Origin of the sequence: Tsukamurella sp. PLM1, assembly GCF_023168325.1 — a bacterium.
GTDB lineage: Bacteria > Actinomycetota > Actinomycetes > Mycobacteriales > Mycobacteriaceae > Tsukamurella.
Window position 1 is genome coordinate 3,636,350 of record NZ_AP025688.1, and the last position, 19,665, is coordinate 3,656,014.

Here is a 19,665-nt window from a genome sequence, read left to right on the forward strand (position 1 = left end):
CGTATGAGCGAGGTCGATGAGCCTCCCGATGCCTCGATCGTCGATCGGCTCAGTTCGATGGAACGGGCGCGATGTCGCGTGGTGTTCGAAGAGTACGAGCTGGCGGTGGAACTCCTGCGGGAACGGGTGCTCGAGCGGATCGCGGCCGGGCTCACGCAGGACAGGTGGGAGATCGGAGTCGCCGCGGAACTGGCCCTCGCGCTCCGCCGGTCGGTCGACAGCGCCAAGGGCCTGCTCTCCCGGGCCCGCGAACTGCACACCACCCTGCCGCACACCCGCGAACGGCTCCGCGACGGCGACATCTCCCCGGAGGCGGTACCGGTCATCACCCACGGCCTGTCCCACCTCGACGAGGACCTGCGCCGCCGCGCCGACGCGACACTGTGCTCCGATCCCACCACCCTCGACGGCGTCGGCCTCCGCCGCCTCAAGGACCTGGTGCAGAAGGTCGCGTACGAGCTGGACCAGCAGGGCACCGTCGACCGCATCGCCAAGGCCGCCAAGGACCGCACCGTCAGCATCCGGCCCCTGCCCGAGGGGATGACCAGGGTCTCGCTCCTGCTTCCCCTGACGCAGGGCGTCGGCGTGTACGCGGCGCTCCGCGCGGCCGCGACGGCGGCCCGCGGTGTCGCCGGCGAGGTCCGCACGCTGGGCCAGCTCATGGCAGATACCGCGTTCGCCCGCCTCACCGGCCGCGACCAGCACTGCCGCACCCCGTACTGCGACGCCCCGATCGCCCACATCGACCACGTGCACCGCCACGCCTCCGGCGGCGCCACCCGGTTCGACAACGGCCAAGGGCTCTGCGCAGCATGCAACTACGCCAAGGAAGGCCTCGGCTGGCACGCCCGCGAAGTCACCGACCCATCCGGCCGGCACACCGTCGAGACCACCACACCCTCCGGGCACGTCCACCGATCCACCGCCCCGAAACACGCGGCATAACCGGAGGAATTAATCCGAACGGACGACGCGGGGCGTCGCGGGTCGGGACTACCTTCGATCGGTGCAGCCCTCGAATCCGTACGCCCAGACGCCGACAACGCCTCCATCAAGCATCGCCGGCGTAGTGATCGGAAGCGTCCTCATCGCGATGGGGCTCGCCGTGACGGTGTTGTCACCCGCGATCCCCGACATCTACGCCGCTGGATATCGGGGCGACACGTCGCTGCTCCTGGCCGCGCTTCTCTTCACAACCGGAGCTCTCGCAATCACCAGAACGAGTGCTCCGGGATGGCTCATCGCCCTGCCCATCGCGATCATTCTCTCGCTCGCTGTCCCGTTCGTGATCGGCCTCATCTACTCGCCGCTGGGTTACTGGAAGTACCACTACGGGGCGATCCTGTCGATCATCATCGGCCTGTTCTACGCGGCCGTCATCTCCGCTCTCAGCTGCATCGCGGCACTGCCTGTCGGGCGCGTACCGAAACCCATGATGCCGTCCACAACCACTGCCACACCTCATCCCGTCGTGATCGGCCGCACCGCCGACGGCCGACCGGTGTTCGCCGATCAGATGGCGACGCAGCAGAATCCGAAAACCAACACCATGGCGGTCCTGGCACTGGTCTTCGGAGTGATGGGTGGCTTCCTGGGCATCGTGTTCGGCCACATCGCGCTCAGCCAGATCAAGCGCACCGGAGAGCAGGGCCGCGGGATGGCGCTCGCCGGGCTGATCCTCGGCTACATCGGCCTCGCGGTCACGATCGTCGCGGTCGCGGCACTCGTCTTCGTACTGGGTGCGATGTGACCACGCGCCTCACGGCCCTCGCAGCCACAGCCGTCCTCGTCACGGGCTGCTCCGCCACCCCCGACATCGGGCGCACCGCGCCCTCCCGCACCGGTGACGCAACCGTCGGGGGCGGCACCGTCGAACCCGAACACCGCGACCGCGCAGATCGACGGCATGACCGTCAAGGCGAGCATGCCGGACGGTGCCGCACCGTCCGGCGAGACGCTCACCGTCGCGGCCTCGCCCGCCGAGATCCCCGCCGCCGGCGCACAGGTGGCGGCGGCGCAGACGGCGCGCGTGCGCCTCGGCGACGACGGGGCGCAGCCGACGAAGCCGATCGCCCTCACCTTCGACCTGTCCGGTAAGCCCGAGCTCGCCGAGAAGTTCAGCGATACCGTGATCCCCGTCGTCGAATCCGCCTCCGACACCGGCGACGAGGCCCACGACCTGCTCCGCGCCACGTGGGATCCCGCCACGAAGTCCGTCACTGCCACCACCACCCACCTCAGCGACTTCCGCCTGGGCGCGATCGACCTGGGGAAGGTCGCGGACGGACTCGCGTCGGCCTACCGTGCACTCCGCGGCACTACGGACTCCGCGTGCAAGGACAAGAGCGAGATCACGGTATCGGGTACCCGGTACACCCTCACGGCGACGAATCACGGACCGGTCGCCGGCTGCCTCCGCGAGTCCGGAGGAGGTGTGGCCGTCGACTTCTCGAACGCCACCCAGCAGTTCTACCGGGTGACGTCGGAGCCGAGGGGAACCTGGTCGACCACGGATTGGCCCACGGTGAACTCCGTCGGCGGATGGTTCACCAGTCTCCTCGGCAACCAGAAGTCGTCGAATCTGCTCGCAGCCAAGGGCACAGGGCGAGTGGCCTTCAGTGCTGGCGTGAAGCAGGCAGAACTGACGCTGCGCATGGACCCCGCCGCCATCCAAGCGGCGACCATCGTCACCGGGCTCGAGATGTTGACCGGAATGCGACCGTCGAAGGTCGGCACGACCACGCAGGTGCCCAAGAGCCTCGAACTCGCGACCTCCGTCACCAAGGTCATCACCTGTATCCAACAGGGACTCGAAATCGGTCTCACCCCCGGCAAGGCCTTCTCGAACGACGAGCTGCGGTCCACGCTCAGTACGTCCGGCGGCTGCGTGAACGATGTCCGGGAGGCCGTGGCCGAGGAGAGCAAGAAGCAGGCCATCAGCACGGTCGGCACCGTGCTCACACTGCTCGGCGACCTCCCGGACCGGTTGGCGTCCGGCGTGACCGGCGCGCTCGGCGAACTGACGGGAGACGACACCCTGAACTTCGCCCTGACCAGCGTCGCGCCCTCGACCACTACGAGGCCCGCGGCCGAGGGCTCCACGACGATCGACCGGATCGAGGCGTTCTCCTGGGCCTACGACAAGGTCGGCGACGACACCTACACGATCCCGAGGAACGGCCCCGCCACCGTCTACATCCAGTTCAAGTCGTACGCGGGTACCAAGCAGGTCCGCGGCGGGTGCACGTCCACTATCACCGTCACGGGCGGGGGAACGTCGAAGACGAAGACCACCGAGAACTGCGACTCGTACGACCCCGGGACCTACTTCGAGCTGAAGAACCGCGGCGTGTACACGTTCACCATCGTCGTCACGCAGGACGGCGGGGGCTCGTTCACCGCCACCAAGACCGTCACCCTGCGGTGACGGCTGCTCCGGCGCCGTACCAGTCGGCGAACTGCTTCGACGTCGCCCAGCGCGAGTAGGTCGGCCCCTGCGGCCAGCCGTCGGGCACGTCCTGCCACTGCTCCTGCCGGCCGTAGGGCAGCACGTCGAGCAGGCCGAACGTGTAGGACACCTGCTCGGCGCCGCGGGACGTGGTGTGCCAGTGGCGGTACACGGTGTCGCCGTCACGGATGAAGGTGTTGTAGGCGAATCCCTCCCCCGGGCCGGCGCCCATGTCGGCCCCGAAATCCGAACCGGCACTGGAGTACCACGTCATCTGATTCCCCACCCGCTTCTTGTACGCGAGGATCTCGTCCATCGGCCCGTTGGTCACCACCACCATCCGCGCGTCCCAGTTCGCGAGGAATTCGGTGCGCGAGTAGTGCGCGGTCACGCCAGTGCAGCCGGGGCATTGCCACTCGTTCCCGTCGGTCCACATGTGGTGATAGGTGATCAGCTGACTCTTGCCGTCGAACACCTCCGCCAGAGTGACGACGGTGCCGTCCTCCGCGGTCAGGCGGTACTCGGGCAGCTCGACGACGGGGAGCCGGCGCCGCTGCGCGGCGATGGCGTCGAGCTCGCGGGTGGCGGCCTTCTCGCGGACGAGCAGCTCGTCGATCTGCTGCTGCCAGGTCTCGCGGTCGACGACGGGCGGTACGGCGGTCATGGCGACTCCTTCAGGTGATGTTCACAGCGTCCACATCTGCTATGTTCACACCGTACACTTACCGATCGGGGGACACAAGGGCATGGCGTATCACCACGGCGACCTCGCGCAGGCACTCGTCGACGCGGGACTCGAGGTCACGCGGGCCGGCGGACCGACGGCCCTCACTATCCGCGAGGTCACCCGCCGGGTGGGGGTGAGCCCCAACGCGGCGTACCGGCACTTCCCCGACCGGCTCGCGCTGCTGCGCGCCGTCAGCACCGCGATCGAACAGCGCATGGCGGACGCAATGCCGATCCGCCCCGACCAGGGCCCCCTCGAGCGCCTGCGCGCCGTGGGCCTGGGCTACATCGCGTTCGCTCTCGCCGAGCCCGGGTGGTTCTCGGTGTGCTTCTTCGGCGACGAGGTGCCCGATCCCGAATCCCTCAGCGGCATCCCGCCGTACGTGGCGTTGTCGGACGCCCTCGACCTCATGGTCCATGCGGGCCTGCTCCGCCCGGATGCCCGACGGTCCGCCACCTGGTCCTGCTGGTCGACGGTGCACGGCTTCGCGGAGATGGCGCTGCGCGGGCCCTGCACCACCTGCCCGGCGCGCAGCAGTGGCCCCTGGCCGAGGCCGCCGTCGACGCCGTGATCGCCGGAATCCTGCGCGCCTGACCGATCCGGAGCGCTACGCCGACCTGAGCCGCTCGATCTCGAGCTGACGCACCCCTGCGGGCGGGTCCGCGTGCCCGGCCACCACCACGGTGCGCCCGGGGAACAGCCCGGCCGGATCGAGGATCTCGGCGAGCAGGCGCGCGGCGTCGGCCTCGTCGAGGTGCTCGGTCGGCTCGTCCAGGAGCACGACGGTGACCACGCTCACCAGGGCGCGGGCCAGCAGGAGCCGCCGACGCTGGCCGCCGGAGAGCGAGTCGGCGCCGCGGTCGAGGTCGGTGTCGATCCCGGCGGGCAGCGAGTCGATCCACTCCCCCAGGCCCACCCGGCGCAGTGCCGCCTCGATCTCGGCATCCGTCGCGGAACCCGTGCCACGCGGCAGTTCTCCGCGACCGAGGTGGCGAACACGTGCCCCGCCTCGCCGAAGAACCCCACGACCGACGGCAGGTCGGCGAACCCGCCCGCGGGGGCACCGTCGACGAGCACGCGGCCGCCGCGCTCGTCCAGGCCCGCCAGGGCGAGCAGGAACGTGGTCTTGCCCGCCCCGGATTCGCCGCGCACCACCAGCCGCTCGCCCGGCGCGATCTCGACGTCCCGGAGCCGCAGGGCGGGATGGGCCGGTGCAGCTCCGCGCCGGCCGGCTCGGCGGGCAGGGTCAACAGCGGCGCGATCCGGGACGCGGCATCGGCGGAGCGGACGTACTGCCGCGCCGCGTCCGGCAGCGTCGAGACCGCCTCGAACGCACTGAGCGGCAGCAGGACCAGGATACCGAGCGTCGTCGCGTCGACCCCGCCCGAACCGGCCCGAACGCCGGCGACGACCAGCGCCGCCAGCACCGCGAGTCCTACCGCCAGCGGGACGGCCGCGTCCGCGAGCGCGCCGGTGCGCGCGGCGCCGTCCACCGCGGACCGCCTGGCGTCCTCGGCGCGGGCGGCGCGCTGCCGCACCTCGTCGAGCCGGCCTGCCACCGCGAGCTCGCCGGCGTGGTCCAGCACTGCCGACGCGGCCGCCCCGAAATCCTCGCTGCCCGCGGCCTCGGCGGCCGCCCGTTCCCGGGTCGCGCGGGCCACGAGCCACGGCACCGCGACGCCGGCCAGCAGCAGGCAGCCCGCGAGCACCGCACCCGCCGCCGGGTCGACGAACCACATCCAGCCGACCGCCGCCACGGACACGACCGCGGCCGTCGCCGCGGGATCACGGTGCGTACCAGTGAGTCCCCGAGCGCGTCGACGTCGGTGCCGGTCCGGGCGAGCAGCTCACCGTCGGACAGGCGGACGGAGGCCGACGGCGCGGCGCGGGAGAGGCTGCGGTACAGCGCCACCCGGATCTCGGTGAGGCCGGCGAGGGCGACGCGGTGCGTCGCGAGCCGCTCGACGTACCGCATCAGCCCGCGCGTGATGCCGAGCGCCCGGACGGCGGTCACGGCCAGCGACAGCGTGAGCACCGGGGGCATCGTCCACGCCTTGGTGATCAGCCACGCCGACAGGCCCGCCAGCGCCAGCGCGCTCCCGGCCGTGAGCACGCCCGCGCCGACGGCGCCCAGCCCGGCCGCCGGCCGGGCCGCAACGCGCGCAGGCAGATCAGCAGATCACGCACGGCGCACCTCCAGAATCGTGTCGGCCGCCGCCAGCACCTGCGGGTCGTGCGCGGCGATCACCACGACGGCACCGGCGTCCGCGCGGGCGCGCAGCACGGCCAGGACCCGCGCCGCGAGGTCCGCGTCCAGGTGGGCGGTCGGCTCGTCGAACAGCAGCACCGCACGGCCCAGCGCCAGGGTGCGGGCCAGCGCCAGTCGCTGCCGCTGCCCGGCGGACAGGCCCGCGCCGCCGACCCCGACCTCCCGGCGCCACCCGGCCTCCGCCACCACCTCGTCCAGTCCAGTCGCGGCGACCGCCTCGGGCACCGTCGCCGGGGCCGGCGCTCCCAGCAGGGTGAAGTTGTGTTCCAGCGTGCCGGGTTCCAGGTACGGGTGCTGCGGGCACCACGCCACGTGCGACCACCAGTCCGGGCCGCCGGCCAGCGGCGCATCCGCCTGCCCCGCAGCGCCGACGGTAACCCGCCCGGCGTCCGGCCGGACCAGCCCGGCCAGCACGGTGAGCAGGGTGGATTTGCCGGCGCCGTTGGCCCCGGTGAGCACGGTGACGCGGCCGGGCACGAACGTCCCGTCGAAGCCCGACGGCGCCGCCCCGTCCCGGCCCGTCACGGTGACGCCGCGAGCGGTGATCGTTCCGGGCGCGGCGGTGCCGCCGCCCGCCACCGGGGCCGGGGCGTCGAGCAGGGCGAAGACGCGCGCGGTGGCCTCCACCCCCTGCTCGGCCGCGTGGAACTTCGCCCCGACCGCGCGCAGCGGCTGGTACACCTCGGGAGCCAGGATCAGCGCGAAAACGCCCGCGAACAAGGTCATCTCGCCGAACACGAGGCGCAGGCCGATGCTTACCGCGACCAGGGCCACGCACAGGGTCGCGAGCAGCTCCAGCGCCATGGACGAGAGGAAGGCGATGCGCAGTGCGCCCATCGTCTCGGCGGCGTTGCGCTCGCCGAGGTCGCGAACAGTCTTCTCCGGGCCGCGTTCCCGGCCCAGCGCGCGCAGTGTGGGCAGGCCGGCCACCAGGTCGAGCAGGCGGGCGGACAGCTGCGCCATCGCCGCGAGCCGCCGCCGGGTGCGCTCCCGGGTGAGCAGCCCGATCAGGATCATGAACACCGGCAGCAGCGGCAGCGTTCCCGCCGCGATGGCGCCGGAGACGGGATCGGCGACGAACATCGCGATCACGAGCGCCGGGGTGGCGATCACGCTGAGCGCCAACGCCGGGACGTAGCCGGTGAGGTACGGCGGCAGGTCGTCGAGGCCGCGGGTGAGCGCGGTGCGCAGTTCCTCCCGGTCGGTGGGCAGGCGCCCCGGGCCGACCGCCGCCAGGGCCGCCGACCGCAGCTCCGAGACCACGCGGTCGGCCGCGCGGCGCTCGATGCGCGCGCGCACGAGCACGGTGAGCACCCGGGCCGCGACCGCGACCGCGGCGGCCACCAGCACACCGGTACCCACCGCGGCGCCGGTGACCATGCGGGACAACGCCGTCGCGACGGAGTACGCGAGCACGACGATCGCCGCGGTCTCCGCCGCGCCGCATCCGACCACCGCGACCAGCAGCCCCGGGAGCTGCGCGCGTACCGGAGCAGCCGGGGGTCGACCGGCGCCCGGGAATCAGGCACGCGGGGTGAGTCCGATCGACGGCGGGATCTGCTCGACGCCGATCCGCTTGCGGAACACCCAGTACGTCCACGCCTGGTAGATCATCACCAGCGGCAGCAGAACCACGGTGCACCAGGACATCACGACCAGCGTGTAGTGCGACGAGGCGGCCGCCTCGATCGTGATCGACCGCGCCGGGTCGGTGGCGTTGAGCACGTTCGGGAACAGCGAACCGAACAGCAGGACGCTCACCGAGACCACCACCAGGCAGGTCGCCGCGAACGCCGCGAGCTCGCGGTCGGCGCGGATCAGCAGGCCGGCCGCCAGCAGGCAGATCGCCGCGACCGCGACCGCCGCCCACGTCCACGGCTTCCCGTGGTCGAGCTGGGTCCACACCGCGAACACTGCGCCGATCACGGTGACGGGCAGCCAGATCCGTCCGGCCAGGCGCCGGGCGTCGAGCCGGACGGCACCGTCGGACTTGAGCGCCACGAAGATTGCGCCGTGCAGGAGGAACAGGCCCAGCAGGGCCAGCCCGCCGAGCGCCCCGTACGGATTGAGCAGGTCCCAGACCTCGCTCGTCATGCCGCCCTGGTCGTCGATGTCCACGCCGCGCACCACGTTCGCGAACACGAGCCCCCAGGCGAAGGCGGGGATCCACGAACCGAGCCCGATGCCGACGTCCGCCCAGCCGCGCCACCACGGGTCGTTGATCTTGCCGCGCCACTCGATCGCGCAGACGCGGGTGATCAGCCCCACGAGGATCGCGAGCAGCACCAGGTAGAAGCCGGAGAACACCTCCGCGTACCACACGGGGAACGCCGCGAACATCGCCGCGCCGGCGGTGATCAGCCACACCTCGTTGCCGTCCCACACGGGGCCGATCGTGTTGAGCAGCACGCGCCGCCGTTCCTCCGCGTCCGCGTGCGTGCGCCGCCCCAGGATCGGCATCAGCATGCCGACCCCGAAGTCGAAGCCCTCCAGCACGAAGTAGCCGGTGAACAGGAACCCGATTGCGAGGTACCAGTATTCGGGCAGTGCCATGATCGCCTCCTAGTACGCGAACGAGAGCTTGTCCGACGGTGCGCGGTCCGCCCCGTCCGGGGCGTCGTCGCCGGGCGGACCGTCGTCGTGGTCGTCGACGGGGCTGTGCAGCGCGGGTCCCTCGAGGACGTACCGGCGCAGCAGCAGGAACCAGAGGATGTACAGCACGCCGTAGACGGCGGCGAACGTCACGATGGAGAAGGCCATCATGGTGGTGGAGTGGCCGGAGACGGCCTGCGAGACCATGAGCCGGATCGTCGGATCGCCCGACGGATTCGGCGCGACCACCCACGGCTGGCGGCCCATCTCGGTGAACACCCAGCCCGAGCTGTTGGCCAGGAACGGCGTGGGCAGCGCGATGAGGCACAGCCTGCCGAACCACTTCGACGACGGCACCCGTCCGCGGCGGGTGACCCACAGCCCGGCGAGGGCGAGCAGGCCGGAGCCGACTGACCAGCCCATCATGAAGCGGAACGCCCAGTACGAGACGAACAGGTTGGGGCGGTAGTCCCGGGCCCGAACTTCTCGACGTACTCCTCCTGCAGTTCGGTGACGCCCTTGAGCGTCGAGTTGGGATCGCCGTTGGCGAGGAAGGAGGTCAGGTACGGGATCGACAGCACGTGCGTGACGGACTCGCAGTTGTTGTGCGTCCCGATCGTGAGCAGCGAGAAGCTCGCGCCGGTCTCCGTGTGGCAGAGCGATTCCGCCGACGCCATCTTCATCGGCTGCTGCTCGAACATGAGCTTGGCCTGCGCGTCGCCCGTGATCCCCAGGCCGACCGCCGAGACGATCATGACCCCGAGCCCGAACCGCGTGACGGGCCGGAAGGAACGGGCGAGCTCGACCGCGTCCGGGTCGCCCTTGCGCATCGCGCGCACCATCCACCAGCCGCCGATCGCGGCGACGAAGGTGCCGGCGGTGAGCCAGGCGCCGAACACCGTGTGCGGGAACGCCGCCAGGGTCGTCGAGTTGGTGAGCACTTCCCAGATGCTGGTGAGCTCGGCGCGCCCCTTCTCGGGGTTGTACGTCGCGCCCACCGGGTGCTGCATCCACGAGTTGGCCGCGATGATGAAGTACGCGGACGCGTTCACGCCCAGCGCCACCAGCCAGATGCAGGACAGGTGCACGAGTTTGGGCAGCCGGGTCCAGCCGAAGATCCACAGGCCGAGGAACGTGGACTCCATGAAGAACGCCACCAGCCCCTCGAGGGCCAGCGGCGCACCGAACACGTCACCCACGAACTTGCTGTACTCGCTCCAGGCCATGCCGAACTGGAACTCCTGCACGATGCCGGTGGCGACGCCCAGGGCGAAGTTGATGAGGAAGAGCTTGCCGAAGAAGTTCGTTGCGCGCAGCCACAGGTTCTTGCCGGTGACCAGCCACAAGGTCTGCATGGTGGCGACCATGGGCGCGAGGCCGATGGTCAGGGGAACCAGGATGAAGTGCATCACCGTGGTCATTCCGAACTGCCAGCGCGCGATGTCCAGTGCGCTCATGTACCACTCCCTGGGCCGAGGGTGTTACTACACGTTGTAGTACTAGCATCGATAGTAGGTTGGTCCAGGCCAGAAGCCAAGACACTTGTCCCAGGTCACACCGTATCGGCCGAAGTCACTCAGTGCTGGCGATCCCGGCTTCCACCAGCGAGCGCACCGTCGGATCCATCGGAGCCTCGGGCAGCGCACGCCCGTTGAGCGTGTGCACCCGCGCACACAGCGTGATCGACGAGATCAGCCACACCCCGTCGTTCATCACCAGGTCCGCCGGGAACAGCGGTTCGATCGCGGTGGTGACGCCCTTGTCGTCCGCGGCGTCGAACAGCGCGCGGACGGTGGTGCCCGGGAGGATGCCCTGCTCGTCCGGCGGCGTCACCAGCGTGCGCCCTCGGGCGATGACGACGGTGGCGCGCGGCGCCTCCAGGACCCGGCCCTCGCTGGAGGTGAAGATCACATCGTCGGCGCCCTGCTCGGCGGCGTACCGGGCGGCGGCCATGTTCACCGCGTAGGAGAGCGTCTTCGCGCCCAGCAGCAGCCACGGCGCGGATTCGCCGAGCGCGGTCGAATAGCCCCGGTCGAGCGTGATCGCGGAGATCCCGTCGCGCCGCGCCGCCAGCGCGCGCTCCGGCACCGGCGCAACCGAGACGTACGCGGTCGGCGTGCCCGGCCGCGATTCGCGGCCGCGCGTGTAGACGAGCCGCAGCGCGCCCTCCGCCCCACCGGACTCCTCGCCGTACAGCATCGCCGCGCGCTGCATCGCCGCCCACCAGGCACCGTCGTTGGGCGCGGGGAGGCCGAGCGCGGCGGCCGAGCGGGCCAACCGGTCCAGGTGCGCTCGCCCCTTCAGCGGCACACCGTCGCGCACGAGAACGGTCTCGAAGCACCCGTCCCCGCGCACCGCGCCCAGGTCGTCCGCGTACAGCAGCGGCGTCTCGGGAGCGCGCACGGAACCGTCCAGGGTGACCACCACGGATGCCATGGCGGAAACAGTATTCGACGCCCGGACGCCTCGCTCGGGCACGGTCCGGACGCCCGGCGTAGGCTCGAAGCGTGGCGCCCGAAGAACATTCCGCATCCGGCATCATGAACCCCGAGGGGAGCCCCGACGCCGGCGTGACCTGGCACTACGGGGATCCGTTCGCCGAGCAACGGGCCGCCGAGCGGGGCGCGGTGGTGATCGATCGCTCGCACCGCCGGGTGATCACGCTGACCGGGCCCGAACGCCTGTCGTGGCTGCACTCCATCACCAGCCAGCACCTGACGCACCTGCCCGACCGCACCGCGACCGAGGACCTCAACCTCGACGGCAGCGGGCGCGTGCTCGACCACTTCCACCTGATCGACGCGGACGGCACCGTCTACCTCGACACCGAGCCGGCCGCGCTCGCGCCGAAGGAGGCGCCGCTGAGCCCCGACCTCGCGACCTACCTGCAGCGGATGGTGTTCCGCTCCCAGGTCCAGGTGCAGGCGCGGGACGACCTCGCGGTGCTCACGCTCCTCGGCCGCGATGCGGAGGAGCTCGCCGCGGGCGTCGAGGGCGTGCGCCGCAGCGAACCCGGCGAGGTCAACCTGATCGTGCCCCGCGAGCGGCTGCGCGCCACCTTCGACGCCCTCGTCGGGGGGGGCGCGCCCGGCGGGCACCTGGGCCTACGAGGCCCGACGGGTCGCCGCCGCCCGCGCCCGGCAGGGCGTCGACACCGACGCCAAGACCATCCCCCACGAGGTCGACTGGATCCGCACCGCCGTGCACCTGGACAAGGGCTGCTATCGCGGGCAGGAAACTGTCGCGCGGGTGCAGAACCTGGGCCGCCCCCGCGCCGGCTGGTGCTGCTGCACCTCGACGGTTCCGCCGACGCGCGCCCCGCGACCGGCGACCCCGTGACCCTGGACGGGCGCACCGTCGGGCGCCTGGGAACGGTGGTCGAGCACGCCGACTACGGGCCGATCGCGCTGGCGCTGATCAAGCGCTCGATCCCGGACGACGCGAAGCTCGACGCCGGGGGCGCGGCCGCCGCGATCGACGCCGATGTCACCCCGGCCGCCGACGCGGGCGAGCAGGCCGGACGGTCCGCCGTCGACCGGCTGCGGGGCCGGTGACGGGACACCGGACGGGCCCGGCCGGCACGCCGGTGGGGCGCGTGCTCGCCGTGTGCGTGGTCGCCGAGGAACGCCGGCTGGACCCCCGCAGGCCCGAGCAGCGCACCGCCATCGACAAGCGCCCCGCCGGCGGCCCGGTCGAGGTGGGACCGCTGGGCGCGCTCACCGACCACGTGTGCGACACCCGGCACCACGGCGGCGAGGAGCAGGCCGTCTACGCCTACTCCGAGCACGAGGCGCGGCGCTGGGCCGAGGAGCTCGGCCGGGACCTGCCGATCGGGTGGTTCGGCGAGAACCTGCGCATCGACGGGGACACCACCGACCTCGTGGTCGGGACCCGACTCCGGGTCGGCGAGCGGCTGGAGCTCGAGGTGACCATCCCGCGGACGCCGTGCCGCACCTTCGCGCTGTGGGCGGGCGAGGACCACTGGGTCAAACGCTTCACCGAGCGCGGCGACAGCGGCGCCTACTTCCGCGTGCTCACCCCCGGCGCCGTCGCGGCGGGCGACCCCGTGACGCTCGTGCACGAGCCGCCGCACGGGGCGACGGTGCGCGACCTGTTCCGGGCGACGCGGCCGGACCGGCTCCGGGCCCTCCTCACCACCGCTGACCTGCCCCCGAAGGTCGAACGCGACGCCTCGAGAGCCCTCCAACGCGCCGACTGACACCCAGGCGGCAGCACCATCGACGCGAGCACGCTAAACTGGGCACCAGGAAGAATTAGTAAACGGAGAAAGGGGCCGCCACCCGCCGGGCAATCCGGTAGCTGGCCGCCCCTTCATTGCGCAAGGGGGTCCCCCATGGGCCGCGGCCGGGCAAAGGCGAAGCAGACGAAGGTTGCACGCGAGCTCAAGTACAGCTCGCCCAGCACTGACCTGAAAAGGCTGCAGGACGAGCTGGCGGGTGGCGGGAACGACGAGGCCGATGCTCTCGCCTCGCACCCCGAGTGGAGCGACATCGCGGGCGACCCGTACCGCGAGGATGAGTGGCGCCGCGCCTGACGCGGTCGGCACCTCCGACACCACCCCGCTGATGGGCACCGTGACCTGAAGGTCACGGTGCCTACGGCGTTCCTAGAACTTCGGGTGCGATCCGCTGAGCACTGCGCCGGCGGAGGCACCGTCGGACTTCTTGATCGTGCCCAGCACCCAGCTGTCGATGTGGCGTGCCGTGAGCACGGCCAGCGCACGATCGACGTCCTCGGGCGCGACGATGGCGACCATGCCGACGCCCATGTTGAAGGTCTTCTCCATCTCGGCCTGCTCGACCCGGCCGCGCTGCGCGATGAGGGCGAACACGGCGGACGGGCTCCAGGTGGCGCGGTCCAGCTCGGCGACGAGGCCGTCCGGGATCACGCGCGCGAGGTTGGCCTCCAGGCCGCCGCCGGTCACATGACAGAAGGTGCGCACCTGCGTCTCCTGCGCGAGCCGCAGGCAGTCGAGGGCGTAGATCGCGGTGGGCTCGAGCAGCTCCTCGCCCAGCGTCCGGCCGAACTCCTCGACGTAGCCACCGAGGTCCATGTGGCCCCAGTCGAGCAGCACCTTGCGGGCGAGGCTGTAGCCGTTGCTGTGCAGGCCGGAGCTCTTCATGGCGATCACCACGTCACCGGCGCGCACGTTGTCCGGGCCGAGCACCTCGTCAGCCTCGACGACGCCGACGCCGGTCGCGGACAGGTCGTACTCGCCCTCCGCCATGAGCCCGGGGTGTTCCGCGGTCTCGCCGCCGAGCAGGGCGCAGCCGGCGCGCACACAGCCTTCGGCGATGCCGCCGACCAGCTCGGCCACCGTCTCGGGGACCACCTTGCCGACTGCGATGTAGTCCTGCAGGAACAGCGGCTCGGCGCCGGTGACCACGAGATCGTCGACGACCATGGCGACCAGGTCGATGCCGACGGTGTCGTGCTTGCCCAGGGCCTGCGCCACCGCGATCTTCGTGCCGACGCCGTCCGTGGACGCCGCCAGCACCGGCTCGCGGTACTTCTTGAGCGCGAACAGGCCGGCGAAGCCACCGAGGCCGCCGAGGACCTCGGGGCGGGTGGCGCGCTTGGCGTGCGGCTTGAAGAGCTCGACGGCCCGGTCACCGGCCTCGATGTCGACTCCTGCTGCGGCGTACGAGGCGCCCTGCGGCGGCTGGGTGTTGGAATCCGTCACGGGGTCATAGGCTACCGGACCCGCGGTCGACCTGCGCCCGGCGAGTCAGGGGCGGCGCAGCGCGGAGGCGTTGTCGTTCTCGGCGCGCAGTGGATCGCCCGACGGTGCGCCCGCCTTGAGCATGTTCTCCAGGACCGCCTTGCCCATCGAGGTGGCCTCGGGGAGCGGGATCGGGTAGACGCCGTCGAAGCAGGCGCGGCACATGCTCTCGCCCGCGTGCTCGGTGGCGGCGGTCATCTCGTCCAGGGATATGTAGCCCAGGCTGTCCGCGCCGATCGCGGCGCGCACGGACTCGACCATCGCCTCCATCGAGTCGGCGCCGCCGCCGTTGGCGATCAGCTCGGCCGGGGAGGCGAAATCGATGCCGTAGAAGCACGGCCACTTCACCGGCGACGACGCGATGCGCACGTGGATCTCGGCGGCGCCGGCCTCGCGCAGCATCCGGATCAGGGCGCGCTGCGTGTTGCCGCGGACGATCGAGTCGTCCACCACCACAAGCCGCTTGCCGCGGATCACCTCGCGCAGCGGGTTCAGCTTGAGCCGGATTCCCAGCTGGCGGATGGTCTGCGACGGCTGGATGAACGTGCGTCCCACGTAGGCGTTCTTCATCAGGCCCTGGCCGTAGGGTATGCCCGACTCCTGCGCGTAGCCGACTGCCGCGGGGGTGCCCGACTCCGGCACCGGGATCACCAGGTCGCCCGCGGCCGGGTGCTCCCGGGCCAGGCGACGGCCGATGTCGACACGGGTGGAGTGCACGGACCGGCCGTGGATCACCGAGTCCGGGCGGGCCAGGTAGACGTACTCGAAGATGCAGGTCTTCGGGGTGGGCTCGGCGAACCGGGTGGAGCGCACGCCGTCCTCGTCGATCGCGAGCAGCTCACCGGGCTCGATGTCGCGCACGAACGACGCGCCCACGATGTCGAACGCGGCGGTCTCGGAGGCGACGACCCAGCCGCGGTCCAGGCGGCCCAGCGACAGCGGGCGCACGCCGTGCGGATCGCGCGCGGCGTACAGCGTGTGCTCGTCCATGAACGTGAGGCAGAACGCACCCTTGACGGTGGGCAGCAGCTCCATCGCCGCCTGCTCCAGCGTGCGATCGGCTGCGGCGTGGGCCAACAGCGCCGTGAGGATGTCCGAGTCGGAGGTCGCGGCGTTCCCCGGGCGGCCGCCCGCCACGCCGAGCTCGACGGCCCTGTCCGCGAGCTCCGCGGTGTTGACCAGGTTGCCGTTGTGGCCCAACGCCACGCCGTTGCCCGCGCTGGTGGTGCGGAAGATCGGCTGGCTGTTCTCCCACGTGGTCGATCCGGTCGTGGAGTACCGGCAGTGACCGATCGCCACGTGGCCGGGCATGGAGCTCAGGGTCTGCTCGTCGAAGACCTGGCTGACCAGGCCGAGGTCCTTGAACACCAGCACCTGTTGACCGTCGCCGACCGCGATGCCGGCGGCCTCCTGGCCGCGGTGCTGCAGCGCGTACAGGCCGTAGTACGAGAGCTTGGCCACGTCCTCGCCGGTGGCCCAGACGCCGAAGACGCCGCACTCCTCGCGGGGCTCGCGCTCCTCACCGTCGTCCAGGGCGTGTTCGCGGAATTGACGACGGTCAGTGGAAGCTGCTGCACGGCTGACTCCTGGGGCTGGGGGCGGGCCTGTTCCCGATTGTAGGACCGATTCGACGGTTCAAACGAATCGGCGAGTAGGTTTCTTCCGTGGCGAAGTCGATCGATCCGGCGCAGATGCGGGCCGCGGTGCTCGCGGTCCGCGAGTGGCTGACGGACGACGCGGCACCCGAACCCCCGCGGCGCACCGTCGCCGACGCGGTCCGGGCGACGGCGCGCACCCTCGCCAACGACGCGCCCGGCGGGTCCGTCGAGGTGCGGGTTCCGCCGTTCGTCGCCGTCCAGTGCATCGACGGTCCGCGGCACACCCGGGGAACGCCGCCGAACGTCGTGGAGTGCGCGCCGCGGGTGTGGCTACGGCTGGCGACGGGCCTGATCACCGTCGCCGAAGCGACGGAAGCCGCCGACCTGACGGCCAGCGGCTCCCGGGCGGGCGAGATCGCCCAGTACCTGCCGCTGCTGCGACTGTAGCCGCCGGACGAGATGCCCGGTTCCGCCGCGCATCGGCCGCCCGTTCTGTCAGGCTTCGGCGTATGGGTGCGGATGTCGATGCCAGGGTGTTCACGCGCGAGGACCGCATGCGGTTCCGGCGCCAGGTCCAGCGCGGAACGGACGCGATCGCCCGCATGCTGGCCGAGGGGCTGTTCACGGACGACGGTGCACCGCCGGAACCGCTCCTCGGGATGGAGGTGGAGCTGAACCTCGTCGGCGACGAGATGGAGCCGGCGATGGCCAACGCCGAGGCGCTCGACGCCATCGCCGACCCCGACTTCCAGACCGAGCTGGGCCAGTTCAACATCGAGATCAACGTTGCGCCAAGGCCGTTCGTCGACCAGAGCACCGAGAACCTCGAGGATTCGCTGCGCGAGTCGTTGAACCGGGCCGACGAGCGCGCCCGCGCCGCGGGCTCGAGCCTGGTGATGATCGGCATGCTCCCGACCCTCGAGGAGGTGCACTTCGGCAAGCAGTGGTTCTCCGCGAACCCGCGCTACGACCTGCTCAACGAGCAGGTCTTCGCGGCCCGGGGCGAGGACATCGAGATCGACATCGAGGAGCGCCGCTCCCCGGCGCGGTGGTGGGCGAGCGGCTCGACATCACGTCGGACACGATCCTCCCCGAGGCGGCGTGCACCTCGCTGCAGCTGCACCTGCGCGTGGCGCCCGAGGACTTCGCGGCGCACTGGAACGCGGCCCAGGCCATCGCGGGCGTGCAGGTGGCGATCGCCGCCAACTCGCCGTTCCTCGCGGGGCGGGCACTGTGGCACGAGACCCGGATCCCGCTGTTCGAGCAGGCCACCGACACGCGGCCGATCGAGCTGCGCAACCAGGGCGTGCGGCCGCGGGTCTGGTTCGGCGAGCGGTGGATCACCTCCACGTTCGACCTGTTCGAGGAGAACACCCGCTACTTCCCCGCCCTGCTGCCGGTGTGCAGCGATGTGGACCCGCTGGACGAGGTGGCGCAGGGCCGCTCCCCGAGCTCCCCGAGCTCCGCATGCACAACGGCACCGTCTACCGCTGGAACCGCCCCGTCTACGACGTGGTCGACGGGCACGCCCACCTGCGGGTGGAGAACCGGGTGCTACCGGCCGGCCCCACGGTGGTGGACACGATGGCCAACGCGGCCTTCTACTACGGCGTGGTCCGCGCGCTCGTCGAGGCCGACCGCCCCATCTGGACGCAGATGAGCTTCGACGCCGCCACCGAGAACCTGCACTCCGGTGCCCGCGACGCCTTCGACGCCGGCCTGTACTGGCCGAACGTCGGCTGGATCCGCCCCGACGAGCTGGTGCTGCGCCGCCTGCTGCCGCTGATGGACTCCGGCCTCAAGGCGTACGGCGTGGGCTCGAAATCGCGCGAGCGCTACATGCAGGTGCTCGAGGGCAGGTGCGTCCAGCGCCAGACCGGCTCGTCGTGGCAGCGGCAGGCCGTCGCGAACCGCGAGGCCGCGGGCGAGACCCGCGCGCAGGCGCTGCGCGGCATGCTGGCCGACTACGTGCAGCTCATGCACGAGGGCGACCCCGTGCACACCTGGGAGACGTGAACCCGCCGCGGTTCACCGCGCCATGCGCCGGTAGAAGGCGGCGAGCCGGTCGAACGGGATCAGCTCGACTCTGTCGTACAGGTCGACGTGGCCTGCACCGGGTACCAGCACGAGTTCCTTCGGCTCCGCGGCACGGCGGTAGGCGTCCTCGGCGAATTCGCGTGAGTGTGCGTTCTCGCCCGTGACGATCATCATCGGCCGCGGCGAGATCGTCTCGATCTCCTCGAGCGGGAAGTAGTTGAGAAACCGCGGATTGCTGGTCAGCGTGGGGTGCGTGGTGGTTCGCGGGGTTGCGCCATCCGGCGTGAAGGCGCCCCTCCGGGTGCGGTAGAAATCGTAGAACTCGCGTTCAACGGGAGTGGATGAAGCGGTGAGCTCGTGCACGGTGCCGCTGGTGTACTCGAGGTCGGCGCCGGCGAACTCGGCGTCGCGCTGGGCGGCGGCCTGGTCGAGCATCTGTCGACGCTGGGCGAGAGTCACCGAGTGACCGAGACCGAAGCGGTTGGCCGCTCCCATGTCGTACATGCTGACGGTGCCTACCGCCTTGATCCGAGGATCGATCTTGGCGGCGCTGATCACCCAGCTGCCGCTGCCGCAGATTCCGAGCGCGCCGATCCGTTCCCGATCCACGTAGTCCAGGGTCCGCAGGTAATCGACCGAGGCGTTGAACCCCTCGGCGTAATTGTCCGGCGCCACCAGGTTGCGGGTCTCACCTTCGCTGGCGCCCCAGTACGGCAGGTCGATCGACAAGGTGACGAACCCCTGCTCGGCCAGCTTCTGCGCGTACAAGTTGGCCGACTGCTCCTTGACGGCGCCCATCGGATGGCTGACGACAATGGCCGGGTTGCGGGTGCCGCGGTTCATGTCGTCGGGCACGAACAGGTTGCCGGATACGCGGTCGCCGAACTGATTCCGGAAGGTCACGGCGCGCGCGTCGAGCCGCTCGCTGATGTAGAAGTTGTCGGCACCGCGGGAGGTGTCACCGGCGGGGAGGCTCGTGTCGGGGCGGGGCAGTGTTGCCGGTGCGGAGGTCGGGTCGCCCGACGGTGCCCTGGTCGCCGCCGCTCTGCCCGACGGGGCGGCGGTGCCGGTGGGCTCCGCGGAGGAACAGGCGGCCACGCCTACCAGACCTGCGCTCGCGGCGCCGATGCCTGCGAGGCGGAGAATGCCGCGCCTGTTCATACGCGGAGAACTGTCGTCGGCGGAGGAGTGGTCGGGCGTCGGGGTCATCAGTGGTCCTCGTGAGGTCGGTTCCGGGTCAGGTGGGGCAGG

General features: G+C 71.3%; 17 protein-coding genes and 3 pseudogenes. 9 read left to right on the forward strand and 11 right to left on the reverse strand.

Going from position 1 to position 19,665, the window contains the following annotated elements; all coding sequences use genetic code 11:
• The first annotated feature begins 78 nt into the window (after positions 1-78).
• The 3 genes from MTP03_RS18780 (at position 79) to MTP03_RS18790 (ending at position 3,427) form a co-directional block, all read left to right on the forward strand.
• Positions 79-945: a DUF222 domain-containing protein gene (locus MTP03_RS18780; RefSeq protein WP_371820805.1), complete on the forward strand. Its 867-nt coding sequence runs from the start codon at positions 79-81 to the stop codon at positions 943-945.
• A gap of 61 nt (positions 946-1,006) precedes the next feature.
• A complete protein-coding gene (locus MTP03_RS18785; RefSeq protein WP_248489503.1) occupies positions 1,007-1,750 on the forward strand; it encodes a DUF4190 domain-containing protein in 744 nt (247 codons plus the stop codon).
• A gap of 93 nt (positions 1,751-1,843) precedes the next feature.
• The gene (locus MTP03_RS18790) at positions 1,844-3,427 is read left to right on the forward strand and encodes a hypothetical protein (protein ID WP_248489504.1); all 1,584 of its coding nucleotides are present in this window, start codon (positions 1,844-1,846) and stop codon (positions 3,425-3,427) included.
• On the opposite strand, the gene MTP03_RS18795 is transcribed toward MTP03_RS18790, so the two are convergent.
• Positions 3,414-4,112: a DUF899 family protein gene (locus MTP03_RS18795; RefSeq protein WP_248489505.1), complete on the reverse strand. Its 699-nt coding sequence runs from the start codon at positions 4,110-4,112 to the stop codon at positions 3,414-3,416. The genes MTP03_RS18790 and MTP03_RS18795 overlap by 14 nt on opposite strands.
• A gap of 82 nt (positions 4,113-4,194) precedes the next feature.
• Here MTP03_RS18795 and MTP03_RS18800 point away from each other — a divergent pair, with 82 nt between their 5' ends.
• Positions 4,195-4,746: a TetR/AcrR family transcriptional regulator gene (locus MTP03_RS18800; RefSeq protein ID WP_248489506.1), complete on the forward strand. Its 552-nt coding sequence runs from the start codon at positions 4,195-4,197 to the stop codon at positions 4,744-4,746.
• A 36-nt stretch (positions 4,747-4,782) separates the two neighbouring features.
• Here MTP03_RS18800 and MTP03_RS22905 read toward each other — a convergent pair whose 3' ends face one another.
• The 7 genes and pseudogenes from MTP03_RS22905 to MTP03_RS18830 all read right to left on the reverse strand — a co-directional run bounded on the left by MTP03_RS22905 (position 4,783) and on the right by MTP03_RS18830 (position 11,472).
• Positions 4,783-5,085 carry an ATP-binding cassette domain-containing protein gene (locus MTP03_RS22905; protein ID WP_256465292.1) on the reverse strand — a complete coding sequence of 101 codons (303 nt, stop codon included), beginning with the start codon at positions 5,083-5,085 and terminating at the stop codon, positions 4,783-4,785.
• Complete coding sequence (locus MTP03_RS18805; RefSeq protein ID WP_371820806.1) at positions 4,971-5,330, reverse strand: hypothetical protein; 360 nt, start codon at positions 5,328-5,330, stop codon at positions 4,971-4,973. The genes MTP03_RS22905 and MTP03_RS18805 overlap by 115 nt, the downstream gene beginning before the upstream one ends.
• A gap of 280 nt (positions 5,331-5,610) precedes the next feature.
• Complete coding sequence (locus tag MTP03_RS18810) at positions 5,611-6,288, reverse strand: hypothetical protein (protein ID WP_248489507.1); 678 nt, start codon at positions 6,286-6,288, stop codon at positions 5,611-5,613.
• A gap of 66 nt (positions 6,289-6,354) precedes the next feature.
• A complete protein-coding gene (gene cydD / locus MTP03_RS18815) occupies positions 6,355-7,899 on the reverse strand; it encodes a thiol reductant ABC exporter subunit CydD (protein WP_371820807.1) in 1,545 nt (514 codons plus the stop codon).
• A 66-nt stretch (positions 7,900-7,965) separates the two neighbouring features.
• On the reverse strand, positions 7,966-8,997 hold the full coding sequence (cydB, locus tag MTP03_RS18820) for a cytochrome d ubiquinol oxidase subunit II (protein WP_248489508.1): 1,032 nt from the start codon (positions 8,995-8,997) through the stop codon (positions 7,966-7,968).
• A 9-nt stretch (positions 8,998-9,006) separates the two neighbouring features.
• Positions 9,007-10,493: pseudogene (locus tag MTP03_RS18825) on the reverse strand (cytochrome ubiquinol oxidase subunit I).
• A gap of 115 nt (positions 10,494-10,608) precedes the next feature.
• A complete protein-coding gene (locus MTP03_RS18830) occupies positions 10,609-11,472 on the reverse strand; it encodes an aminodeoxychorismate lyase (RefSeq protein WP_248489509.1) in 864 nt (287 codons plus the stop codon).
• A gap of 104 nt (positions 11,473-11,576) precedes the next feature.
• Between MTP03_RS18830 and MTP03_RS18835 the strand changes: the two are divergent.
• The 3 genes and pseudogenes from MTP03_RS18835 to MTP03_RS18845 all read left to right on the forward strand — a co-directional run bounded on the left by MTP03_RS18835 (position 11,577) and on the right by MTP03_RS18845 (position 13,591).
• Positions 11,577-12,590 (forward strand): annotated as a pseudogene (locus MTP03_RS18835) (folate-binding protein YgfZ).
• Positions 12,587-13,255: an MOSC domain-containing protein gene (locus MTP03_RS18840; protein WP_248489510.1), complete on the forward strand. Its 669-nt coding sequence runs from the start codon at positions 12,587-12,589 to the stop codon at positions 13,253-13,255. The pseudogene MTP03_RS18835 and the gene MTP03_RS18840 overlap by 4 nt, the downstream one beginning before the upstream one ends.
• A gap of 135 nt (positions 13,256-13,390) precedes the next feature.
• Positions 13,391-13,591 (forward strand): DUF3073 domain-containing protein, encoded by a 201-nt coding sequence (locus MTP03_RS18845; RefSeq protein ID WP_126196349.1) that lies wholly within the window; start codon positions 13,391-13,393, stop codon positions 13,589-13,591.
• Between the two features lie 72 nt (positions 13,592-13,663).
• On the opposite strand, the gene purM is transcribed toward MTP03_RS18845, so the two are convergent.
• Positions 13,664-14,740: a phosphoribosylformylglycinamidine cyclo-ligase gene (purM, locus tag MTP03_RS18850; protein WP_248489511.1), complete on the reverse strand. Its 1,077-nt coding sequence runs from the start codon at positions 14,738-14,740 to the stop codon at positions 13,664-13,666.
• A 45-nt stretch (positions 14,741-14,785) separates the two neighbouring features.
• Positions 14,786-16,312 (reverse strand): amidophosphoribosyltransferase, encoded by a 1,527-nt coding sequence (purF, locus tag MTP03_RS18855; protein ID WP_248492291.1) that lies wholly within the window; start codon positions 16,310-16,312, stop codon positions 14,786-14,788.
• A gap of 158 nt (positions 16,313-16,470) precedes the next feature.
• On the opposite strand from purF, the gene MTP03_RS18860 reads away from it, so the two are divergent.
• The gene (locus tag MTP03_RS18860; protein ID WP_248492292.1) at positions 16,471-16,824 is read left to right on the forward strand and encodes a sterol carrier family protein; all 354 of its coding nucleotides are present in this window, start codon (positions 16,471-16,473) and stop codon (positions 16,822-16,824) included.
• 62 nt (positions 16,825-16,886) lie between these two features.
• Positions 16,887-18,393 (forward strand): annotated as a pseudogene (locus MTP03_RS18865) (glutamate-cysteine ligase family protein).
• A 12-nt stretch (positions 18,394-18,405) separates the two neighbouring features.
• On the opposite strand, the gene MTP03_RS18870 reads toward MTP03_RS18865, so the two are convergent.
• Entirely contained in the window at positions 18,406-19,623 is a 1,218-nt protein-coding gene (locus MTP03_RS18870) for an alpha/beta hydrolase (protein WP_248489512.1), read from the reverse strand.
• Between the last annotated feature and the right edge of the window lie 42 nt (positions 19,624-19,665).